At 56.9% G+C, this 16930-nt stretch carries 16 protein-coding genes; 9 read left to right on the top strand and 7 right to left on the bottom strand.

What is annotated here, in order from left to right; all coding sequences use genetic code 11:
• Positions 1-52 precede the first annotated feature (52 nt).
• Together tag and KGP22_RS00850 are read left to right on the top strand one after the other, a co-directional pair.
• Positions 53-634 (top strand): DNA-3-methyladenine glycosylase I, encoded by a 582-nt coding sequence (tag, locus tag KGP22_RS00855; protein ID WP_133293552.1) that lies wholly within the window; start codon positions 53-55, stop codon positions 632-634.
• Positions 612-1058, top strand: a complete 447-nt coding sequence (locus KGP22_RS00850; protein WP_149367243.1) for an N-acetyltransferase — start codon at positions 612-614, stop codon at positions 1056-1058. Before tag ends, KGP22_RS00850 begins: the two co-directional genes overlap by 23 nt.
• On the opposite strand, the gene KGP22_RS00845 is transcribed toward KGP22_RS00850, so the two are convergent.
• Complete coding sequence (locus KGP22_RS00845) at positions 1021-3300, bottom strand: molybdopterin guanine dinucleotide-containing S/N-oxide reductase (protein ID WP_245405368.1); 2280 nt, start codon at positions 3298-3300, stop codon at positions 1021-1023. The genes KGP22_RS00850 and KGP22_RS00845 overlap by 38 nt on opposite strands.
• Before the next feature lie 213 nt (positions 3301-3513).
• Here KGP22_RS00845 and KGP22_RS00840 point away from each other — a divergent pair, with 213 nt between their 5' ends.
• The 6 genes from KGP22_RS00840 (at position 3514) to ghrB (ending at position 9566) form a co-directional block, all read left to right on the top strand.
• On the top strand, positions 3514-4176 hold the full coding sequence (locus KGP22_RS00840) for an OmpA family lipoprotein (protein ID WP_149367245.1): 663 nt from the start codon (positions 3514-3516) through the stop codon (positions 4174-4176).
• A gap of 179 nt (positions 4177-4355) precedes the next feature.
• A complete protein-coding gene (locus KGP22_RS00835; RefSeq protein ID WP_008502761.1) occupies positions 4356-5372 on the top strand; it encodes a LacI family DNA-binding transcriptional regulator in 1017 nt (338 codons plus the stop codon).
• 103 nt (positions 5373-5475) lie between these two features.
• Positions 5476-6225 (top strand): sugar phosphate isomerase/epimerase, encoded by a 750-nt coding sequence (locus KGP22_RS00830; RefSeq protein ID WP_223580932.1) that lies wholly within the window; start codon positions 5476-5478, stop codon positions 6223-6225.
• Between the two features lie 3 nt (positions 6226-6228).
• A complete protein-coding gene (locus tag KGP22_RS00825) occupies positions 6229-7167 on the top strand; it encodes a sugar kinase (protein WP_223580930.1) in 939 nt (312 codons plus the stop codon).
• A gap of 117 nt (positions 7168-7284) precedes the next feature.
• Positions 7285-8565, top strand: coding sequence for an MFS transporter (locus KGP22_RS00820; protein ID WP_223580928.1), 1281 nt, complete (start codon positions 7285-7287; stop codon positions 8563-8565).
• Positions 8566-8591: 26 nt separating this feature from the next.
• Entirely contained in the window at positions 8592-9566 is a 975-nt protein-coding gene (ghrB, locus tag KGP22_RS00815) for a glyoxylate/hydroxypyruvate reductase GhrB (protein ID WP_115876665.1), read from the top strand.
• A gap of 58 nt (positions 9567-9624) precedes the next feature.
• On the opposite strand, the gene cspA is transcribed toward ghrB, so the two are convergent.
• The gene (gene cspA / locus KGP22_RS00810) at positions 9625-9837 is read right to left on the bottom strand and encodes an RNA chaperone/antiterminator CspA (RefSeq protein ID WP_003860775.1); all 213 of its coding nucleotides are present in this window, start codon (positions 9835-9837) and stop codon (positions 9625-9627) included.
• A 247-nt stretch (positions 9838-10084) separates the two neighbouring features.
• Positions 10085-10795, bottom strand: coding sequence for a DUF3053 domain-containing protein (locus KGP22_RS00805; RefSeq protein WP_014882044.1), 711 nt, complete (start codon positions 10793-10795; stop codon positions 10085-10087).
• Positions 10796-11126: 331 nt separating this feature from the next.
• Between KGP22_RS00805 and KGP22_RS00800 the strand changes: the two genes are divergently transcribed.
• The gene (locus KGP22_RS00800) at positions 11127-11414 is read left to right on the top strand and encodes an HTH-type transcriptional regulator (RefSeq protein WP_111964342.1); all 288 of its coding nucleotides are present in this window, start codon (positions 11127-11129) and stop codon (positions 11412-11414) included.
• A gap of 39 nt (positions 11415-11453) precedes the next feature.
• Here the strand turns inward: KGP22_RS00800 and KGP22_RS00795 are convergent, their stop codons facing one another.
• From KGP22_RS00795 to KGP22_RS00780, 4 genes are all read right to left on the bottom strand, one after another.
• On the bottom strand, positions 11454-13073 hold the full coding sequence (locus tag KGP22_RS00795; protein ID WP_149367249.1) for an ABC-F family ATP-binding cassette domain-containing protein: 1620 nt from the start codon (positions 13071-13073) through the stop codon (positions 11454-11456).
• A 229-nt stretch (positions 13074-13302) separates the two neighbouring features.
• Entirely contained in the window at positions 13303-15372 is a 2070-nt protein-coding gene (gene glyS / locus KGP22_RS00790; protein WP_223580926.1) for a glycine--tRNA ligase subunit beta, read from the bottom strand.
• A 9-nt stretch (positions 15373-15381) separates the two neighbouring features.
• On the bottom strand, positions 15382-16293 hold the full coding sequence (gene glyQ, locus KGP22_RS00785; RefSeq protein ID WP_223580924.1) for a glycine--tRNA ligase subunit alpha: 912 nt from the start codon (positions 16291-16293) through the stop codon (positions 15382-15384).
• A 160-nt stretch (positions 16294-16453) separates the two neighbouring features.
• On the bottom strand, positions 16454-16759 hold the full coding sequence (locus tag KGP22_RS00780) for a YsaB family lipoprotein (protein ID WP_024909071.1): 306 nt from the start codon (positions 16757-16759) through the stop codon (positions 16454-16456).
• Positions 16760-16930: the final 171 nt, after the last annotated feature.

Raw genomic sequence — 16930 nt, 5'->3', positions numbered from 1 at the left:
GCCAGTCAGAACGAAATTTTTGCGAAATCAGTATCAATAAGGGAGATGACGGATGGAACGTTGCGGTTGGGTAAGCCAGGATCAGCTTTATATCGACTATCACGATCGGGAATGGGGCGTGCCGGAAACGGATGGCAAAAAGCTCTTCGAGATGATCTGCCTGGAGGGCCAGCAGGCGGGGTTATCATGGATTACGGTACTGAAAAAACGTGAAAATTACCGCAACGCTTTCCACCAGTTCGATCCCGTCGCCGTTGCTGCGATGACCGATGAGGACGTGGAGCGGCTGGTGCAGGATGCCGGCATCATCCGCCATCGCGGTAAGATCCAGGCCATCATCGGCAACGCACGCGCTTACCTGGCGATGGAGCAAAACGGCGAATCATTTTCAGATTTTGTCTGGACGTTTGTGAACAACAAACCGCAACTCACCCAGGCCGCCACGCTCGCGGAAATCCCGGCCTCCACCCCGGCCTCGGATGCGCTCTCGAAAGCACTGAAAAAACGCGGCTTTAAGTTTGTCGGCTCCACCATCTGCTACGCCTTTATGCAGGCCTGTGGCCTGGTCAATGACCACGTTACCGGCTGCTTCTGTCATCCGGGAGGCCATCATGATCCGCAAATGGCAAAATGAGAATACCGCGCCGCTTTTGAGCCTATGGCTTGAAAGCACCACGGAAGCGCATCCGTTTATCGAGCCGGGTTACTGGAAAGAGAACGAGGCTATGGTGCGGGACGTTTACCTGCCGTCTGCAGAAACCTGGGTCTGGGAACAGGACGGCGAACCTTGCGGATTTATCAGCGTGATGCAGTCTCAGTTTGTCGGCGCCCTGTTTGTGGCGCCGTCATGCATCGGGAAAGGCATCGGGCGCGCGCTGCTGAACCATGTTCAACAGCGCTTCTCGCACTTAACCCTGGAGGTGTACCAGAAAAATGTCCGGGCGGTGAATTTCTACCATGCTCAGGGCTTTCGCATTGAAGACAGCGCCTGGCAGGATGATACTCAGCACCCGACATGGATCATGAGCTGGCAGGCGGATCAAACGCCGTTAAGGTAAGCTCGGGCCCCTCATATTTCTCGACCCAGGCCAGCGCCGTGTTCCCTGCGCAACCATTCCCCAGCTTCGAGCTGGGGAGATCTTTGGTCAGCACGTTAACCGCCCCGTTTTTACAGATACCGCCCTCGGCGGGCTCAAGGTCGGGCCATGCGCCCTGATGAATACAGATCACGCCCGGTTTAATCCCGTCGCTCACCACCGCCCCTGCCAGCACCTGCCCGCGCGAGTTCCAGACGCGCACCACGTCGCCGTCCGCAATCCCGCGCGCTTTCGCATCGAGGGTATTCAGCGCGATCGGCTCTCGTCCGGCGACCGCATACTGCTCGCGCAGGGACGTATAGTTAAGCTGGCTGTGCAGACGGTGCGCGGGATGCGCAGACAACACCTGCAGCTGTTCCGGCTGGGCGTTGCCGTGCCACTCATCCGGCTCGAGCCAGGTAGGGTGCGGCGGGCAGTCGGCATAGCCAAAGCTGGCGATGCGCTCACTGTAAATCACGATCTTTCCGCTCTCTGTTTTCAGCGGGTGGTTCTCGGGGTCGCGGCGGAAATCGGCAAAACGGACAAACTTCGCGTTCTGCTCGCTCTCCGGCATCTCGACAATCTGGTTCGCCTCCCAAAACTCAGCGAATGGCGGAAGCGTTACGCCCTGCGCCGCACCGCGCTGTCCGGCAATCTGGTAGAAGGTCTCCAGCCATTGCAGATCGCTTTTCCCTTCGGTGAAACGCTCGCGGCCGCCCGTTTCCCACAGTTCGCTCAGTTCAGCAAACACCTCAAAATCATCACGTGCTTCATCTCGCGGGGCCACTACGCGCTTCATCGGAACCATATGCTGGTTACTGTAGTCACCGGTCATGGTGAGATCGTTACGCTCAAACGAGGTGGTCGCCGGCAGCACGATATCTGCATGCTTAGCCGAACCGGTCCAGAAGCACTCGGAAATCACCACCAGCTCCGGCTTTTGCCAGGCGCGGATCAGGCGGTTGGTATCCTGATGGTGCGTGAAGTTCGACCCGCCCGCCCACCAGACAAATTTAATGTCCGGGAAATGGCGGTCCAGACCGTTGTGCTGATAAAAACCGCCGGGGTTTTCAAGGGCTTCAACAATACGCGCCACCGGGATTTTATCCACGGCATCCACGCCGCCCTGCACCGAGCCCTGCAGAGACGCCAGCACCGCCGCTTTACGCGTGGGGTTGCCGCCGTTAGCAAAGTGATAGGAGAGACCAAAACCACCGCCCGGCGTGCCGATCTGCCCAAGCATCGCGGCAAGGGTCACCAGCATCCAGTGTTTTTGCTCGCCAAACTGCTGGCGCTGCATTCCCCAGCCGGACATTAACATCGTAGTATTTTTATGGAACAACGCCGTCAGTTCGCGGATTTTCTCCGCATGAACACCACAAATATTTGCCGCCCACTCTGCCGTTTTCGCAATCCCATCGGATTGACCCGTCAGGTAGTCGGCGAATTTATCGAAACCGGTGGTACAGCGCGTCAGGAATTCGACATCGTGCCAGCCGTTCTCCACCAGCGTATGGGCGATACCCAGCATCATTGCCACGTCGGTGCCCATATGCGGGGCAACCCACTCGGCGCTGTCGCCAAAGAAATCCATGGTTTCAGAACGCATCGGGTCAATGCAGATGATGCGCTTGCCGCTTTTGCGCAGCGCGTCGAAATACCCAATGCCCTGCTCGTCGCTGGCATTCCAGGCAATTTTCAGCGTGTTAAGGGGGTTAGCGCTCCACAGCACGACCACATCGGTATGCTCCAGCACCAGCGGCCAGCTGGTCTGCTGCTGGTACACTTCGTTCCCGCCCACGACGTACGGCATGATCGCCTGCGCCGCGCCGGTGGAGTAATCCCCCAGATGACCGGTATAGCCTCCCGCCAGGCTCATGTAGCGCTGCAGCAGCGTCGAGGCTTTGTGCAGCACGCCGTTTGAACGCCAGCCGTAGGACCCGGCGAAAATGGACGACGGACCGTAGCTGTTGCGGATACGCTTGTGCTGGGCGTGGATCAGCGCCAGCGCGTCATCCCAGCTCAGGCGAACAAACTCATCCTGACCGCGAATACCCTGCGGCTTGTCCGGCGAGGCCAGAAAACCTTTACGCACAATCGGCCAGCGCACGCGCGTTTTGCTGTGCACCTGATCGCGAACGACGGTCTGTAACGAGTTGGGATGTTGGGTTGGCAGTGCCCCGCGGGACGACAGAACATTTTCGCCATCGGTTTCGACCAGCATCGGACCCCAGTGGGCGGCGGTCAGAATGGTTTTCGTTGAGGTGCTCAAGCGTGCGCTCCTGGTTGCGTGCAGGTTTTACGGCCTTCTTTGCTGAGGCAGTTTATGGTTTGTCACAAATTTCAGAGTTATACCCGGAATTTTCTCCGTATCTGGACGTCATAATCAACTGCCACGCTCGCCGTGGCAAAGAATAAAAAGGATTAAGGAAAGAAGATGAAAAAACGCGTACTCGTTATTGCCGCTCTGGTGAGCGGTGCCCTGGCTGTTTCTGGCTGCACAACCAACCCTTACACCGGTGAACGCGAAGCGGGTAAATCCGGCATTGGCGCGGGTATCGGCTCGCTGGTCGGCGCAGGCGTTGGGGCGCTCTCCTCCTCCAAGAAAGACCGCGGCAAAGGCGCTCTGATTGGCGCAGCGGCGGGCGCGGCGCTGGGCGGCGGCGTTGGTTATTACATGGATGTGCAGGAAGCGAAGCTGCGCGACAAAATGAAGGGAACCGGCGTGAGCGTGACGCGCAGCGGCGATAGCATCATCCTGAACATGCCGAACAACGTGACCTTCGACAGCAGCAGCGCAACGCTGAAACCAGCAGGTGCGAACACGCTCACCGGCGTGGCAATGGTGCTGAAAGAGTACAACAAGACTGCCGTGAACGTGATGGGCTATACCGATAGCACCGGCAGCCAGGATCTGAACATGCGTCTGTCCCAGCAGCGCGCCGACGCCGTGGCCAGCTCGCTCATCACTCAGGGCGTTGAAGCAAACCGCATCCGCACCAGCGGCATGGGCCCTGCCAACCCTATCGCCAGCAACAGCACGGCGGAAGGCAAAGCGCAGAACCGCCGCGTTGAGATTACGTTGAGCCCAATTCAGTAGGTAAAAGCAAAACGGCAACCCCGTTGCCGTTTTTAGTGTTTGCGCCCTCTCCCGTGGGAGAGGGTTGGGGGGAGGGCATCAGGCCACAACCTCCGGTAAGCGCAGCGCCACCGGGCAAATTACTTGATTCGTCCGATTTTCCCGCTAAGGTATTCTCACTAAATTCAGGGAAATCAGCGATGAGCAAACCAGCCCGGGCCACCATCAGCGACGTGGCGAAAGCCGCCAAAACCGGTAAAACCAGCATTTCGCGCTACCTTAACGGTGAGAAACACCTGCTGTCCGATGCGTTGCTGGCGCGAATTGAACAGGCCATTGCCGATCTCGACTACCGTCCCAGCCTCATGGCGCGCGGGCTAAAACGCGGTCGCACCCGTCTTATCGGACTTATCATCGCCGATATCACTAATCCCTACTCCGTTAACGTGCTCAGCGGTATCGAAGCCGCCTGTCGCGAGAAAGGCTTTACGCCGCTGGTCTGTAATACCAACAACGAAGTCGACCAGGAGCTGCATTATCTCGACCTGCTGCGCAGCTATCAGGTGGAAGGGATTGTGGTCAACGCGGTAGGCATGCGTGAAGAAGGCTTAAATCGCCTGCAGCAATCCTCCCTGCCCATGGTCCTCATCGACCGTAAAATCCCGGAATTTGCCTGCGACGTGGTCGGGCTGGATAACACCCAGGCCGCCACGACCGCCACCGAACATCTGATTGAACAGGGCTTCGAGGCCATTCTGTTTCTGAGTGAACCGCTGGGGATGGTCAACACCCGACGCGAGCGCCTGAGCGCATTTCGCGCCACGCTGGAGCGTTATCCCGGCGTGATCGCCGAAAATGCCGAAACGCCGCTTCACGAAGCCGGGCAGCTCGACAACACCCTGCGTCAGTTCCACACGCGCCATCGCGGGATGCGCAAAGCCGTTATCTCGGCCAACGGAGCGCTGACGCTTCAGGTCGCCCGCTCGCTCAAGCGCATTGGCCTTCACTGGGGCAGCGACATCGGTCTGCTGGGGTTTGATGAACTGGAGTGGGCGGAACTGGCTGGCGTAGGCATTACCACCCTCAAGCAGCCCACCTGGCAAATTGGTTATGCTGCTGTTGAACAAGTGGTTCGTCGTATTGAAGGCACCAGCGATGCCGTTCGCGAGCAGGTCTTCTCCGGCGAGCTGATCGTTCGTGGCTCCACCGCGCGTTAAATTTCCCTTGTGATAGCGATCATAGATTCAACATCCTGACCTTTTCTTTGGAACCGGTTCCATCTAGCGTAATAGTATTGATATGTTGCGATGGAGTCCGAAGATGGGCAGGAAAATTATGGTGGTCACCGCCGCGTACGGTGCGGAACCGGTGCGACAGGCAGGCGGTCAGCGGGCGATGCTTCCCGTTATTGCAGGCGCAGGGGCAGACGGCGTGGAGATCCGCCGGGAACTGTTCAACAGCGAAGAGCTGTTGGCACTGCCTGCGCTGGGTGAATCCATTGAGCTGCTGGGCCTGCTGGCGTGCTACTCCGCACCCGCCGCCCTGTTTATGCCCGACGGCAACCTCAACCCGGACCTGCCCCGCTATCTTTCTGAAGCCAACACCCTGAACGCCCTGTGGCTGAAGGTTTCCCTGGGCCATTTCCGCGACGCGCAGCCTCTTGACGACTTGCGTAGCCTGCTTAATGCAAGCGGTATGGCGCTGGTCGTGGAGAACGATCAGACCGACTGCGGGCAGCTCGCCCCCATGCAGCGCTTCCAGGCCGCCTGTCGGGAAATGGCTTTACCCGTCACGCTAACCTTCGACATGGGCAACTGGCTATGGGTTGGCGATTCCCCCGAAGAGGCCGCCCGTCATCTGGCCCCTGCGGTGAGCTATATCCACGTGAAAGCCGCCGTGCCGCACAAAGATAACTTCCGCGCAGTGGCGCCGGATCGCGCCGATGCGCGCTGGCTGGATCTGCTCGGCCAGCTGCCTGCCGATGCCCCGCGCGGTATCGAGTTCCCGCTGGAAGGGGCGGATTTAACCGCCGTTACCCGCCATTACGTCAACCTGCTGCGCGAGGAGTAAACCATGCACAAGACGCTGGATGTCATCACGATCGGCGAGGCCATGGCGATGTTTGTCGCCACCGAAACGGGCGAGCTGAGCGCGGTAGAGCACTTTATCAAACGCGTCGCAGGCGCTGAACTCAACGTCGCAACCGGCCTGGCGCGTCTTGGCCTGAACGTGGGCTGGGTCAGCCGCGTGGGGGATGACAGCTTTGGTCATTTCGTTCTCGATTCGCTGAAAAAAGAGGGGATTGATGCCGCAGGCGTCACCCTCGACGGACGCTTCCCTACCGGCTTTCAGCTTAAATCTAAGGTCGAAAATGGAACCGATCCCATCGTGGAGTATTTCCGTAAAGGATCGGCCGCAAGCCACCTGTCTGTCGCGGATTACCACACAGATTACTTTGCCGCCGCGCGCCATCTGCACCTGAGCGGCGTGGCGGCCGCGCTGTCTGCCAGCTCGTATGAGCTGCTGGATCATGCGGCAGCCACCCTGAAAGCCCAGGGGAAAACCATATCGTTCGACCCCAACCTGCGCCCGGTGCTGTGGAAAAGCGAAGCGGAAATGGTGGAGAAACTGAACCGTCTGGCGTTCAGGGCGGACTGGGTTCTGCCAGGCCTGAAAGAAGGGATGATCCTCACAGGCGAAAGCACGCCGGAAGGCATTGCCGATTTCTATTTGAATAAAGGGGTAAAAGCGGTGGTGCTGAAAACCGGTGCTGATGGCGCATGGTTTAAAACGGCCGACGGCGAACAGGGCGCGGTCGCGGCGGTGAAGGTCGAGAACGTAGTCGACACCGTCGGCGCGGGCGACGGCTTTGCCGTGGGCGTGATTAGCGCCCTGCTGGAAGGCAAAACGCTGCCGCAGGCCGTCGCGCGAGGCAACAAGATTGGCTCGCTGGCCATTCAGGTGCAGGGCGACAGCGAAGGATTACCAACGCGAGCACAGCTCGGCGTTTAAATTCCCTCTCCCTGTGGGAGAGGGCCAGGGTGAGGGCAGCAAGCCGCACCAAATAATTAAGCCACCGTGTACCCTACAGACAACGGCGGTAACAACCTCAACAACAGAGGCAAGCCTATGAACAGTTCGACCAATGCAGTAAAACGCTGGTGGTACATCATGCCAATCGTGTTTATCACGTACAGCCTGGCGTACCTTGACCGTGCCAACTTCAGCTTCGCGTCTGCGGCAGGGATCACAGAGGACCTTGGCATCACCAAAGGTATCTCCTCCCTGCTGGGTGCCCTTTTCTTCCTGGGCTACTTCTTCTTCCAGATCCCCGGCGCGATTTATGCGGAACGCCGCAGCGTGCGTAAGCTGATCTTCATCTGTCTGATCCTGTGGGGCGCCTGCGCGTCACTGACCGGCATGGTGAACAATATTCCTGCCCTGGCCGCCATTCGCTTTATCCTCGGCGTCGTTGAGGCGGCGGTTATGCCGGCGATGCTGATCTACATCAGCAACTGGTTTACCAAATCTGAACGCTCGCGCGCGAATACCTTCCTTATCCTCGGTAACCCGGTAACGGTACTGTGGATGTCGGTGGTGTCCGGCTACCTGATCCAGTCCTTCGGCTGGCGCGAAATGTTTATCATTGAAGGGGTGCCGGCGATTATCTGGGCCTTCTGCTGGTGGGTGCTGGTGAAAGATAAACCAGCCCAGGCGAAATGGCTTTCTGAAGATGAAAAAGCGGCGCTGCAGGCGCAACTGGACAAAGAACAGCAGGGCCTGAAGGCGGTACGTAACTACGGCGAAGCCTTCCGCTCGCGTAACGTGATCCTGCTCTGCGCGCAGTATTTTACCTGGAGCATTGGCGTGTACGGCTTTGTGCTGTGGCTGCCGTCCATTATCCGCAGCGGCGGCGAGAACCTCGGCATGGTCGAAGTAGGCTGGCTGTCATCCGTACCATATCTGGCGGCAACCATCGCCATGATCGTCGTCTCCTGGGCATCGGACAAGCTGCAGAACCGTAAATTGTTTGTCTGGCCGCTGCTGCTGATTGCTGCCTTCGCCTTTATTGGCTCCTGGGCCGTGGGCGCAAACCATTTCTGGGCCTCTTACACCCTGCTGGTGATTGCCGGTGCGGCCATGTACGCCCCTTACGGACCGTTCTTTGCCATCATCCCGGAGATGCTCCCGCGTAACGTTGCGGGTGGCGCAATGGCGTTAATTAACAGCATGGGTGCGCTGGGCTCGTTCTGCGGCTCCTGGTTCGTCGGCTACCTGAACGGTGCCACCGGCAGCCCGTCCGCATCGTACATCTTTATGGGGGTGGCGCTTTTCGCCTCCGTGTGGCTTACTCTGATTGTTAAGCCTGCTAATAATCAACAACACCCTATCGGCGCTCGCCACGCCTGAATCCTTAAAAATCAACGGAGATTAGCATGAAGCCGTCCGTCATTTTGTATAAAGCACTGCCGGAAGATCTGCAGAAACGCCTTGAAGAACACTTCACCGTCACGCAGGTGAAGAACCTGAGCCCGGAAACCGTGGCACAGCACGCCGACGCGTTCGCCAGCGCCGAAGGCCTGCTGGGTTCAAGCGAGAAAGTGGATGTCGCCCTGCTGGAAAAAATGCCGAAGCTTCGTGCTACCTCAACCGTTTCCGTGGGTTACGACAACTTCGACGTGGATGCCCTTAACGCCCGCAAGATCCTGCTGATGCATACCCCACATGCCCTGACGGAAACCGTGGCCGATACGCTGATGGCGCTGATGCTCACCACGGCCCGTCGCGTGGTGGAAGTGGCTGAGCGCGTCAAAGCGGGCGAATGGACAAAAAGCATTGGTCCGGACTGGTTCGGCGTGGACGTTCACGGCAAGACGCTGGGCATTGTCGGTATGGGTCGTATCGGGCTGGCGCTGGCGCAGCGCGCGCATTTTGGTTTTAACATGCCGATTCTGTATAACGCGCGTCGCCATCACGGTGAAGCCGAAGAACGCTTCAACGCCCGTTACTGCGAGCTGGATACCCTGCTGCAGGAAGCCGATTTTGTCTGCCTGGTTCTGCCGCTCACGAACGAAACCCGTCATCTGATTGGCAAAGAGGCGTTTGAAAAAATGAAGACGTCAGCCATTTTCATCAACGCGGGTCGTGGCCCGGTGGTGGATGAGAAGGCGCTGATTGAGGCCCTTAAAAACGGTCAGATCCATGCAGCAGGTCTGGACGTGTTTGAGCAGGAGCCGCTGCCGGTGGATTCGCCGCTGCTTTCGCTGCCTAACGTGGTTGCCCTGCCCCACATCGGTTCAGCCACCCATGAGACGCGCTACAATATGGCGGCCACGGCGGTCGATAATCTAATTGCCGCCCTTAGCGGAAAGGTGGAGATAAACTGCGTGAACCCGCAGGTGCAACGGTAGAAACGAAAAAACCCGCCAGAAGGCGGGTTTTTAAATTTTTTGCTACTGGGTTGGAAGCTTACAGGCTTACAACGTTACCAGCTGCTGGGCCTTTAGCGCCGCTTTCGATGGTGAAGGACACTTTCTGACCTTCGTCCAGAGATTTGTAGCCATCGTTCTGGATAGCAGAGAAGTGTACGAACACGTCTTTAGAGCCATCGTCAGGAGTGATGAAGCCGAAACCTTTATCAGCGTTGAACCATTTTACCAGACCAGTCATTTTAGCAGACATAGAAATTACCTTATTAACAAATATATTGTGCCTTCCGGCTTGATGGATTGCGTTACAGATTTTTAAGCGATGAAGGAAGGGTCACTACGAAGGGTATCTATGGATAACAATCTGGACTGCTTTACTAAACTGCTTTAGGTCTGTGTAACAAACCGACGGGAATAGTTATACCGATGTGGTAGAGGAATGACAAGCGTTATTTTCGACAGGCATAAAAAAACCCCGCCAGAAGCGGGGGTTTTTGGGTTTATTCTGTGGCAGTGACTGCCGCACTCCAGGCCTGGCTAAAGGCCTGATGCTGGGAGGCCAGCGGCCCAATCAGCGTATTATACTGGCTTGCCTGCTGCGAGGTCGGGAACTGAATACCGTTGGCAACAAAGCTCACCTGCGTATCCTGCTGCGCGATAAAGTCACCTACCTGAACCAGTTGCTGCGTGAAGATTTGCGCAGCCGGGATCAGCGGTTGCAGCGCTTCAGAAGGCTTGGTCACCACTTTCTCATACACTTTGTCGAAGACCGGTTTAAGATCGTCACCTTGCTTGAGCGCAGAACGTGACGCGTCAGCCTGCATTTTCGCATTTTGCAACTGCTGGCTCAGCACGCCAAGTGCACCGTTGGACTGGCGCAGCGGTTCACGCTGCGTCACATAATCCTGTGGAACGCGGATGGCGTTCACGCTATCCACTACCGGGCGGATACCGGAATCCATCGCCTGGCTCACCTGCTGTGAATAACCATAAAGAATGGCGTAATCGGACACGAAGGGACCAAACTGTTTTTTCTGATCCGCAGTCAGCGTCGGCAACCGCTCGCCGCTGCGCATCACTGTATTCTGCAGAAAATCGATAAACGCTTTGCGCTGATCGCCTTCTTTATCAAAACACCCACTCAGGCTAACAACCATCAACAACGCCGCAATAGGCGCAAACCAGCGAGAGCAGGACTTTCCTGTCGCCATTTTATTACTCCTTTCACCCAAAAAAGCGCACACCGGCACACGCGTGCCCGACGCTGACAAGGATAGTCCAGGTCAGCCTTGCAAGATACTCTTTTCATGCAAAACGGCTATTGCCGATTTATTTCTTATCATTTACAAAAAAATACCTGGCGAAGCTGACCTATGACTAATCAGGGAATTAGCATAACTATCCATATTGCTGAATCGGATACAGCGATCGTTACCGCACAATTAATCACACCCGTGACGATCCTGGGTTGGTATTAGGGACTATTCTTAACTGGCTCTCTGATGTTCTTGATCACGATGTGAGATTTAAGAGGAGTCCTCAATGGAATATAAAGATCCTGAGTTTGAACTGCTGAGCAGTCTGGAACAGATCATTTTTAAAGATGTACCGCAGATGATTACCCTGCAACAAAAATCCAATCCCTTTACAGAATATGAGCAATTGCGCAAAGGGACAGGACTGAAAACCGAAGAATTCGCCAGAGCGATGGGTGTCAGCGTGGCTATGGTGCAGGAGTGGGAGTCAAAACGTGAGAAACCCACCCCAACCGAGTTACGGCTGATGCGCCTGATTCAGGCCAACCCTGCACTCAGCAAACAGATAGCGTAATGAAGATTGAATGCCCCCGCCTTTGCGGGGGCTTGTGTTTTACAGGCTATCACAACGCCAACCCGCCTCTTCCCATACCAGCTCATGCGTTAACGCCAGGCCTCTTAAAAAAGCCTCATCGTGTGATACCACCAGCAGAGCCCCGGGGAAACCGGCCAGCGCCGCTTCAATGGCCTGGACTGAAGCCAGATCCAGATGGTTGGTCGGTTCATCCAGCAGAAGAAGCTGCGTGGCCTCCGCACGCCACAGCGCGCAGGCCAGGGCAGCCTTAAGACGCTCGCCGCCGCTGAGCTCCGCCAATGGGAGCTTCACTTTGTCGGCCCCCAGTTGAAGCTGTGCTAAACGGGTTCGCAATACTCCCTCTTCCAGAGGGGTATGACTCAAATTGAGATGCGTCATGACCGACTGCGTGAGATCGAGTTGCGACAGATGCTGGTCGAGATAAGCACAGCTGACGGATACCTTACAGGCACCCGAAGAGGGAGTAACCTCGCCGAGGATGGTTTTTAACAACGTCGATTTCCCACAGCCATTCGGTCCCTTTAACGCCACGCGCATCGGTCCGTCCATACGCCAGGTAAGCGGTGGAACAGGCACATGCGGCAGCACCAGATCCTCCAGCACCAGTACCTGTTTGCCCTCCGGGACCTGACTTCCCGGCAGGGTGAACATCACCGGGTTATCGTCTTCAACCCGCTCACGCGCCTTGTTTACCGCGGCGTTCAGGGCTTCATTTTGCTCGCTGTGCTGTTTTTTCCATGAGCCGATCCGCTCCTTTGCCGCTCCTTTATATTTGACCCGCTCGAACGATGCGATATTCAGGGTATCGACGGTGCGTAACGTCTTTGCCGACCGCCGCTGGCTGTCATCATGCTCTTTTTGCATGCGCGCGCGGGTGCGTTTGCGCTCGGTTGCCGCATGTTCCAGCGCCGCGCGGGCAGCCTGCTGTTCGGCATCGCGCTGGGCTTGATAATCCGCATAATTTCCGCCGTAGCTGCACAGACCCGAGGCGCTCAGCTCAAGAATACGCGGCACCTGCTCCAGAAGTTCGCGGTCATGAGAGGCCACCAGCACGCCGCCCTGATAGCGACTCAACTGGTCGTAGAACCACGCCCGACCTTGTCGATCCAGATGGTTAGTCGGTTCGTCAAGCAGCATGAAATCCGCTTCAGCCGTAAACGCCCCGCACAGCAGGGCGCGGATGCACTCGCCGCCGCTGAGTTCCTGGGCAGGCTTATCCGGATCAAACGCCGGGAGCTTCGCATTGATAAACGCCTCGCTCAGTCGCTCGGCTACATCCCAGTAGCCGTCGAGCAACGCCAGATCGTCAGGCTGGTAATCACCGCTGTCGATGCGCTTACGCGCAGTAAAAATCGCATCATATCCGAGAAGTTCAGCCAGCGTCGTCTGCGAAGAAATAACATGCTGCTGCGCCACAAATACATGCGAGCCAAAGCGTTCAATATGACCGGTAGCCGGTTCGTCCAGCCCCGCCAGCAGACGCAGCAGACGCGTTTTTCCGCTGCCGTTGCGGCCAACCAGCGCGCACAGGGAGGGTTCCAGCGTGAGATTCAGCGGGCCAAAAAGGGTATCGCCCGTCGGAAACTGACAGGTGACCTGATGCAGAATAAAAGAAGGGGACTGCGCAAAATGAGCCATAAGCACTCCTGAATGAAATCAAAACATCCCCTGCCGACGCGGTGGCGTTTAGCAAGGATCGAAATTCATCAGTCGTGTTTGTTCATTTTTGGGGGGCACTCCAGCGCGAGAAAGTTAACGTGGATAAGGATAGCGGTAATGTGTTGACGGTTTCAAGGTTAAATTTTCAGCAAAACACCATAAAAAAACCCGCCGAAGCGGGTTTTTAGCATTTGTCACAACGGGCACATTACTGCAGCAGCGAAATATCCGCCACGCGCAGGAACAGCTCACGCAGTTTTTCGAGCATAGAGAGACGGTTAATACGCAGCTCTTTATCTTCTACGTTTACCATCACTTTCTCGAAGAAGGCGTCGATGACGTCACGCAACTCGGCCAGCTCCACCAGCGCTTCCTGGTAGCGACCTTCCGCGAAGACCGGCTCGAGCTTGTCGCGCAGCACCACAACCTGCATCGCCAGGGCGATCTCTTCCGGCTCTTTCAGCGTCGCGGCGTTCACGCGCTCGTTCAGCGTCTCGTCGGATTTCGCCAGAATGTTGGATACACGCTTGTTGGCCGCCGCCAGAGCAGATGCCGCTTCCAGCGTACGGAAGTGGGAAACCGCCTTCATACGCGCATCGAAATCAGCCGGACGGGTCGGACGACGCGCCAGCACCGCCTGAATGGTGTCGACGGTGTAACCTTCATCCTGATACCAGGCGCGGAAACGACCGAGCATAAAGTCGATCACGTCATCCACCACGTTCGCGTTGGTCAGCTTGTCGCCGTACAGACGCACCGCTTCTTCGGTCAGGGTCTGCAGATCCAGGTTCAGGTTCTTCTCAACGATGATACGCAGCACGCCGAGCGCGGCACGACGCAGCGCAAACGGGTCTTTGTCGCCTTTTGGATGCTGACCGATACCGAAGATACCCGCCAGGGTGTCCATCTTATCGGCGATCGCCACGGCACAGGCAACCGGGTTGGACGGCAGCTCGTCACCCGCAAAGCGCGGCTGATACTGCTCGTTCAGGGCAACAGCCACGTCTTCCGCTTCGCCATCGTGACGCGCGTAGTGCATGCCCATCACGCCCTGGGTGTCGGTAAATTCGAACACCATGTTGGTCATCAGGTCGCATTTAGACAGCAGGCCAGCACGGGTTGCGTGGTTGACGTCCGCACCGATTTCACGGGCAATCCAGCCGGACAGTTCCGCAATACGGTCGGTCTTGTCGCGCAGCGTTCCCAGCTGCTGCTGGAACAGTACGGTCTGCAGGCGCGGCAGGTTATCTTCCAGACGCTTTTTGCGGTCGGTATTGAAGAAGAACTCGGCATCCGCCAGACGCGGACGCACTACTTTTTCGTTACCGGATATAATCTGGCTCGGATCTTTCGATTCGATGTTTGCCACGAAGATAAAGTTTGGCAGCAGCTTGCCGTCGTTGGCATAGACCGGGAAGTACTTCTGGTCACCCTTCATGGTGTACACCAGCGCTTCAGCCGGAACGGCCAGGAATTTCTCTTCAAACTTCGCGGTCAGCACAACCGGCCATTCAACCAGAGAGGTCACTTCTTCCAGCAGGCTGTCGCTCAGGTCGGCGTTACCGCCAATCTTGCGTGCCGCTTCTTCCGCGTCCGCTTTGATTTTGGCTTTACGCTGTTCGTAGTCAGCAATGACCTTGCCGCGCTCCAGCAGGATCTGCGGGTACTGGTCGGCATTGTCGATGGTGAACTCTGGCTCGCCCATAAAGCGGTGGCCGCGGATCACGCGATCGGACGCCACGCCCAGAATGGTGGCCGAAATAACGGTATCGCCCAGCAGCAGGGTCACGGTGTGAACCGGACGCACAAAGTGCACATCAGACGCGCCCCAGCGCATCAGCTTAGGAATAGGCAGCTTCGCCAGAGACGTGGCAATCATGTCCGGCAGCAGCGCTTCCGCGCTTTCGCCCTTCACGTGCGCACGGTACAGCAGCCACTCGCCTTTATCCGTGGTCAGACGCTCGGCCTGATCGACGGTGATGCCGCAGCCGCGCGCCCAGCCTTCCGCCGCTTTGCTCGGCTTGCCTTCAGCGTCAAACGCCTGGGCAATCGCCGGGCCACGTTTTTCGACTTCGCGATCTGGCTGGGACGCCGCCAGATTTGCCACTTTCAGCGCCAGACGGCGCGGTGCAGCAAACCACTCAATTTTACCGTGCGCCAGGCCAGCGTTATCCAGCTCGGCGGTCACGTTCGCAGCAAAAGATTCAGCCAGGCTGCGCAGGGCTTTTGGTGGCAGCTCTTCGGTGCCGATTTCCACCAGGAAAGTTTTCTCAGACATGGCCGCCTCTTATTTGTTTCGGTTGCACATCGGGAAGCCAAGGGCTTCACGGGACGCATAGTAAGCTTCTGCAACGGCTTTGGTCAGGGTACGAATACGCAGAATGTAGCGCTGACGTTCAGTCACGGAGATGGCTTTGCGGGCATCCAGCAGGTTGAAACTGTGGGCGGCCTTCAGAATACGCTCGTAAGCAGGCAGCGGCAGTGGAGTCTCCAGCGCCAGCAGCTGCTGTGCCTCTTTCTCGTACTGCTCGAAGCAGGTGAACAGGAAGTCCACGTTAGCGTATTCGAAGTTATAGGTGGATTGCTCCACTTCGTTCTGATGAAACACGTCGCCGTAGGTGGTTTTACCCAGCGGGCCGTCGCTCCAGACCAGGTCGTAAACGCTGTCTACGCCCTGAATGTACATCGCCAGACGTTCCAGACCGTAGGTGATTTCACCGGTGATCGGCTTACATTCCAGACCACCCACCTGCTGGAAGTAAGTGAACTGGGTCACTTCCATACCGTTAAGCCACACTTCCCAACCCAGACCCCAGGCACCCAGCGTTGGGTTCTCCCAGTTATCTTCCACGAAACGGATGTCGTGGATGGTTGGATCCATACCCAGCTCTTTCAGCGACCCGAGGTACAGTTCCTGAATGTTGTCGGGTGATGGCTTAATCACCACCTGGAACTGATAGTAATGCTGCAGACGGTTCGGGTTCTCACCGTAACGACCATCGGTCGGACGACGGGAAGGCTGCACATACGCGGTCGCCATTGGCTCTGGCCCCAACGCACGCAGACTGGTCATCGGGTGTGAAGTGCCGGCGCCGACTTCCATGTCCAAAGGTTGAACAATGGTACAGCCCTGACGAGCCCAGTAATCCTGTAAGGTCAGGATCAGGCCCTGGAAGGTCTTGGTATCAAACTTTTGCATAGTATTTCGTGCTGGATACGTGTGGTTTTAAATGGAAGGGACCAGTATACCCGCTGGCTGCAAGATATACAGTACGAAACGGGGTTGTTTAGGGAAAATTGGGAAATAAGCCTTCCGGCCAGAACGCTGACGGCGTCTGGCTGCTGATTATACGAGCAGGCTAGCGCATGGAGAGGTGTAAAAACTGACCGTCCGCATCAAACGAGCAGACAAAGCCCTCTTTGCGCGACGTATGGCCCCGTAGCTCGTAGCTTCCCTGAAAACGCTCGAACCCGGTGACATCAATTTTTTGAACGTCCGAGTTATAGCGCCGAGCGGCCCGATCTTTACAGAGCGCTTCCATATTCAGCGAACGTTCCGGGCTCATTTTACCCTGCTGCGCTTTTTGCACGGGTGCTTCTTGCGGCGCACTGCATCCCGCCAGGATCAACAGCAGAAAGAGTGACGCCACACGCTTCATCATCATTTTTATTACCGTCCTGGTCAGCGGCTGTTATTTTTAGTATCAACACTTTTATAGATTAAGGACTGCCATTCTGCGAATCTCGCGGTCTCCCGGCAAGCCTGCGCATAAAACTCAGAATTTTCCAAACGAAGACTTTTGGACAATGGGAGTCACACTCAATTTACAGGGAAT

This window comes from Enterobacter sp. JBIWA005, assembly GCF_019968805.1.
Classification (GTDB): Bacteria; Pseudomonadota; Gammaproteobacteria; order Enterobacterales; family Enterobacteriaceae; genus Enterobacter; species Enterobacter vonholyi.
The sequence above is the reverse complement of the archived record's forward strand: the minus strand, read 5'-3'. Positions and strand labels throughout refer to the sequence as shown.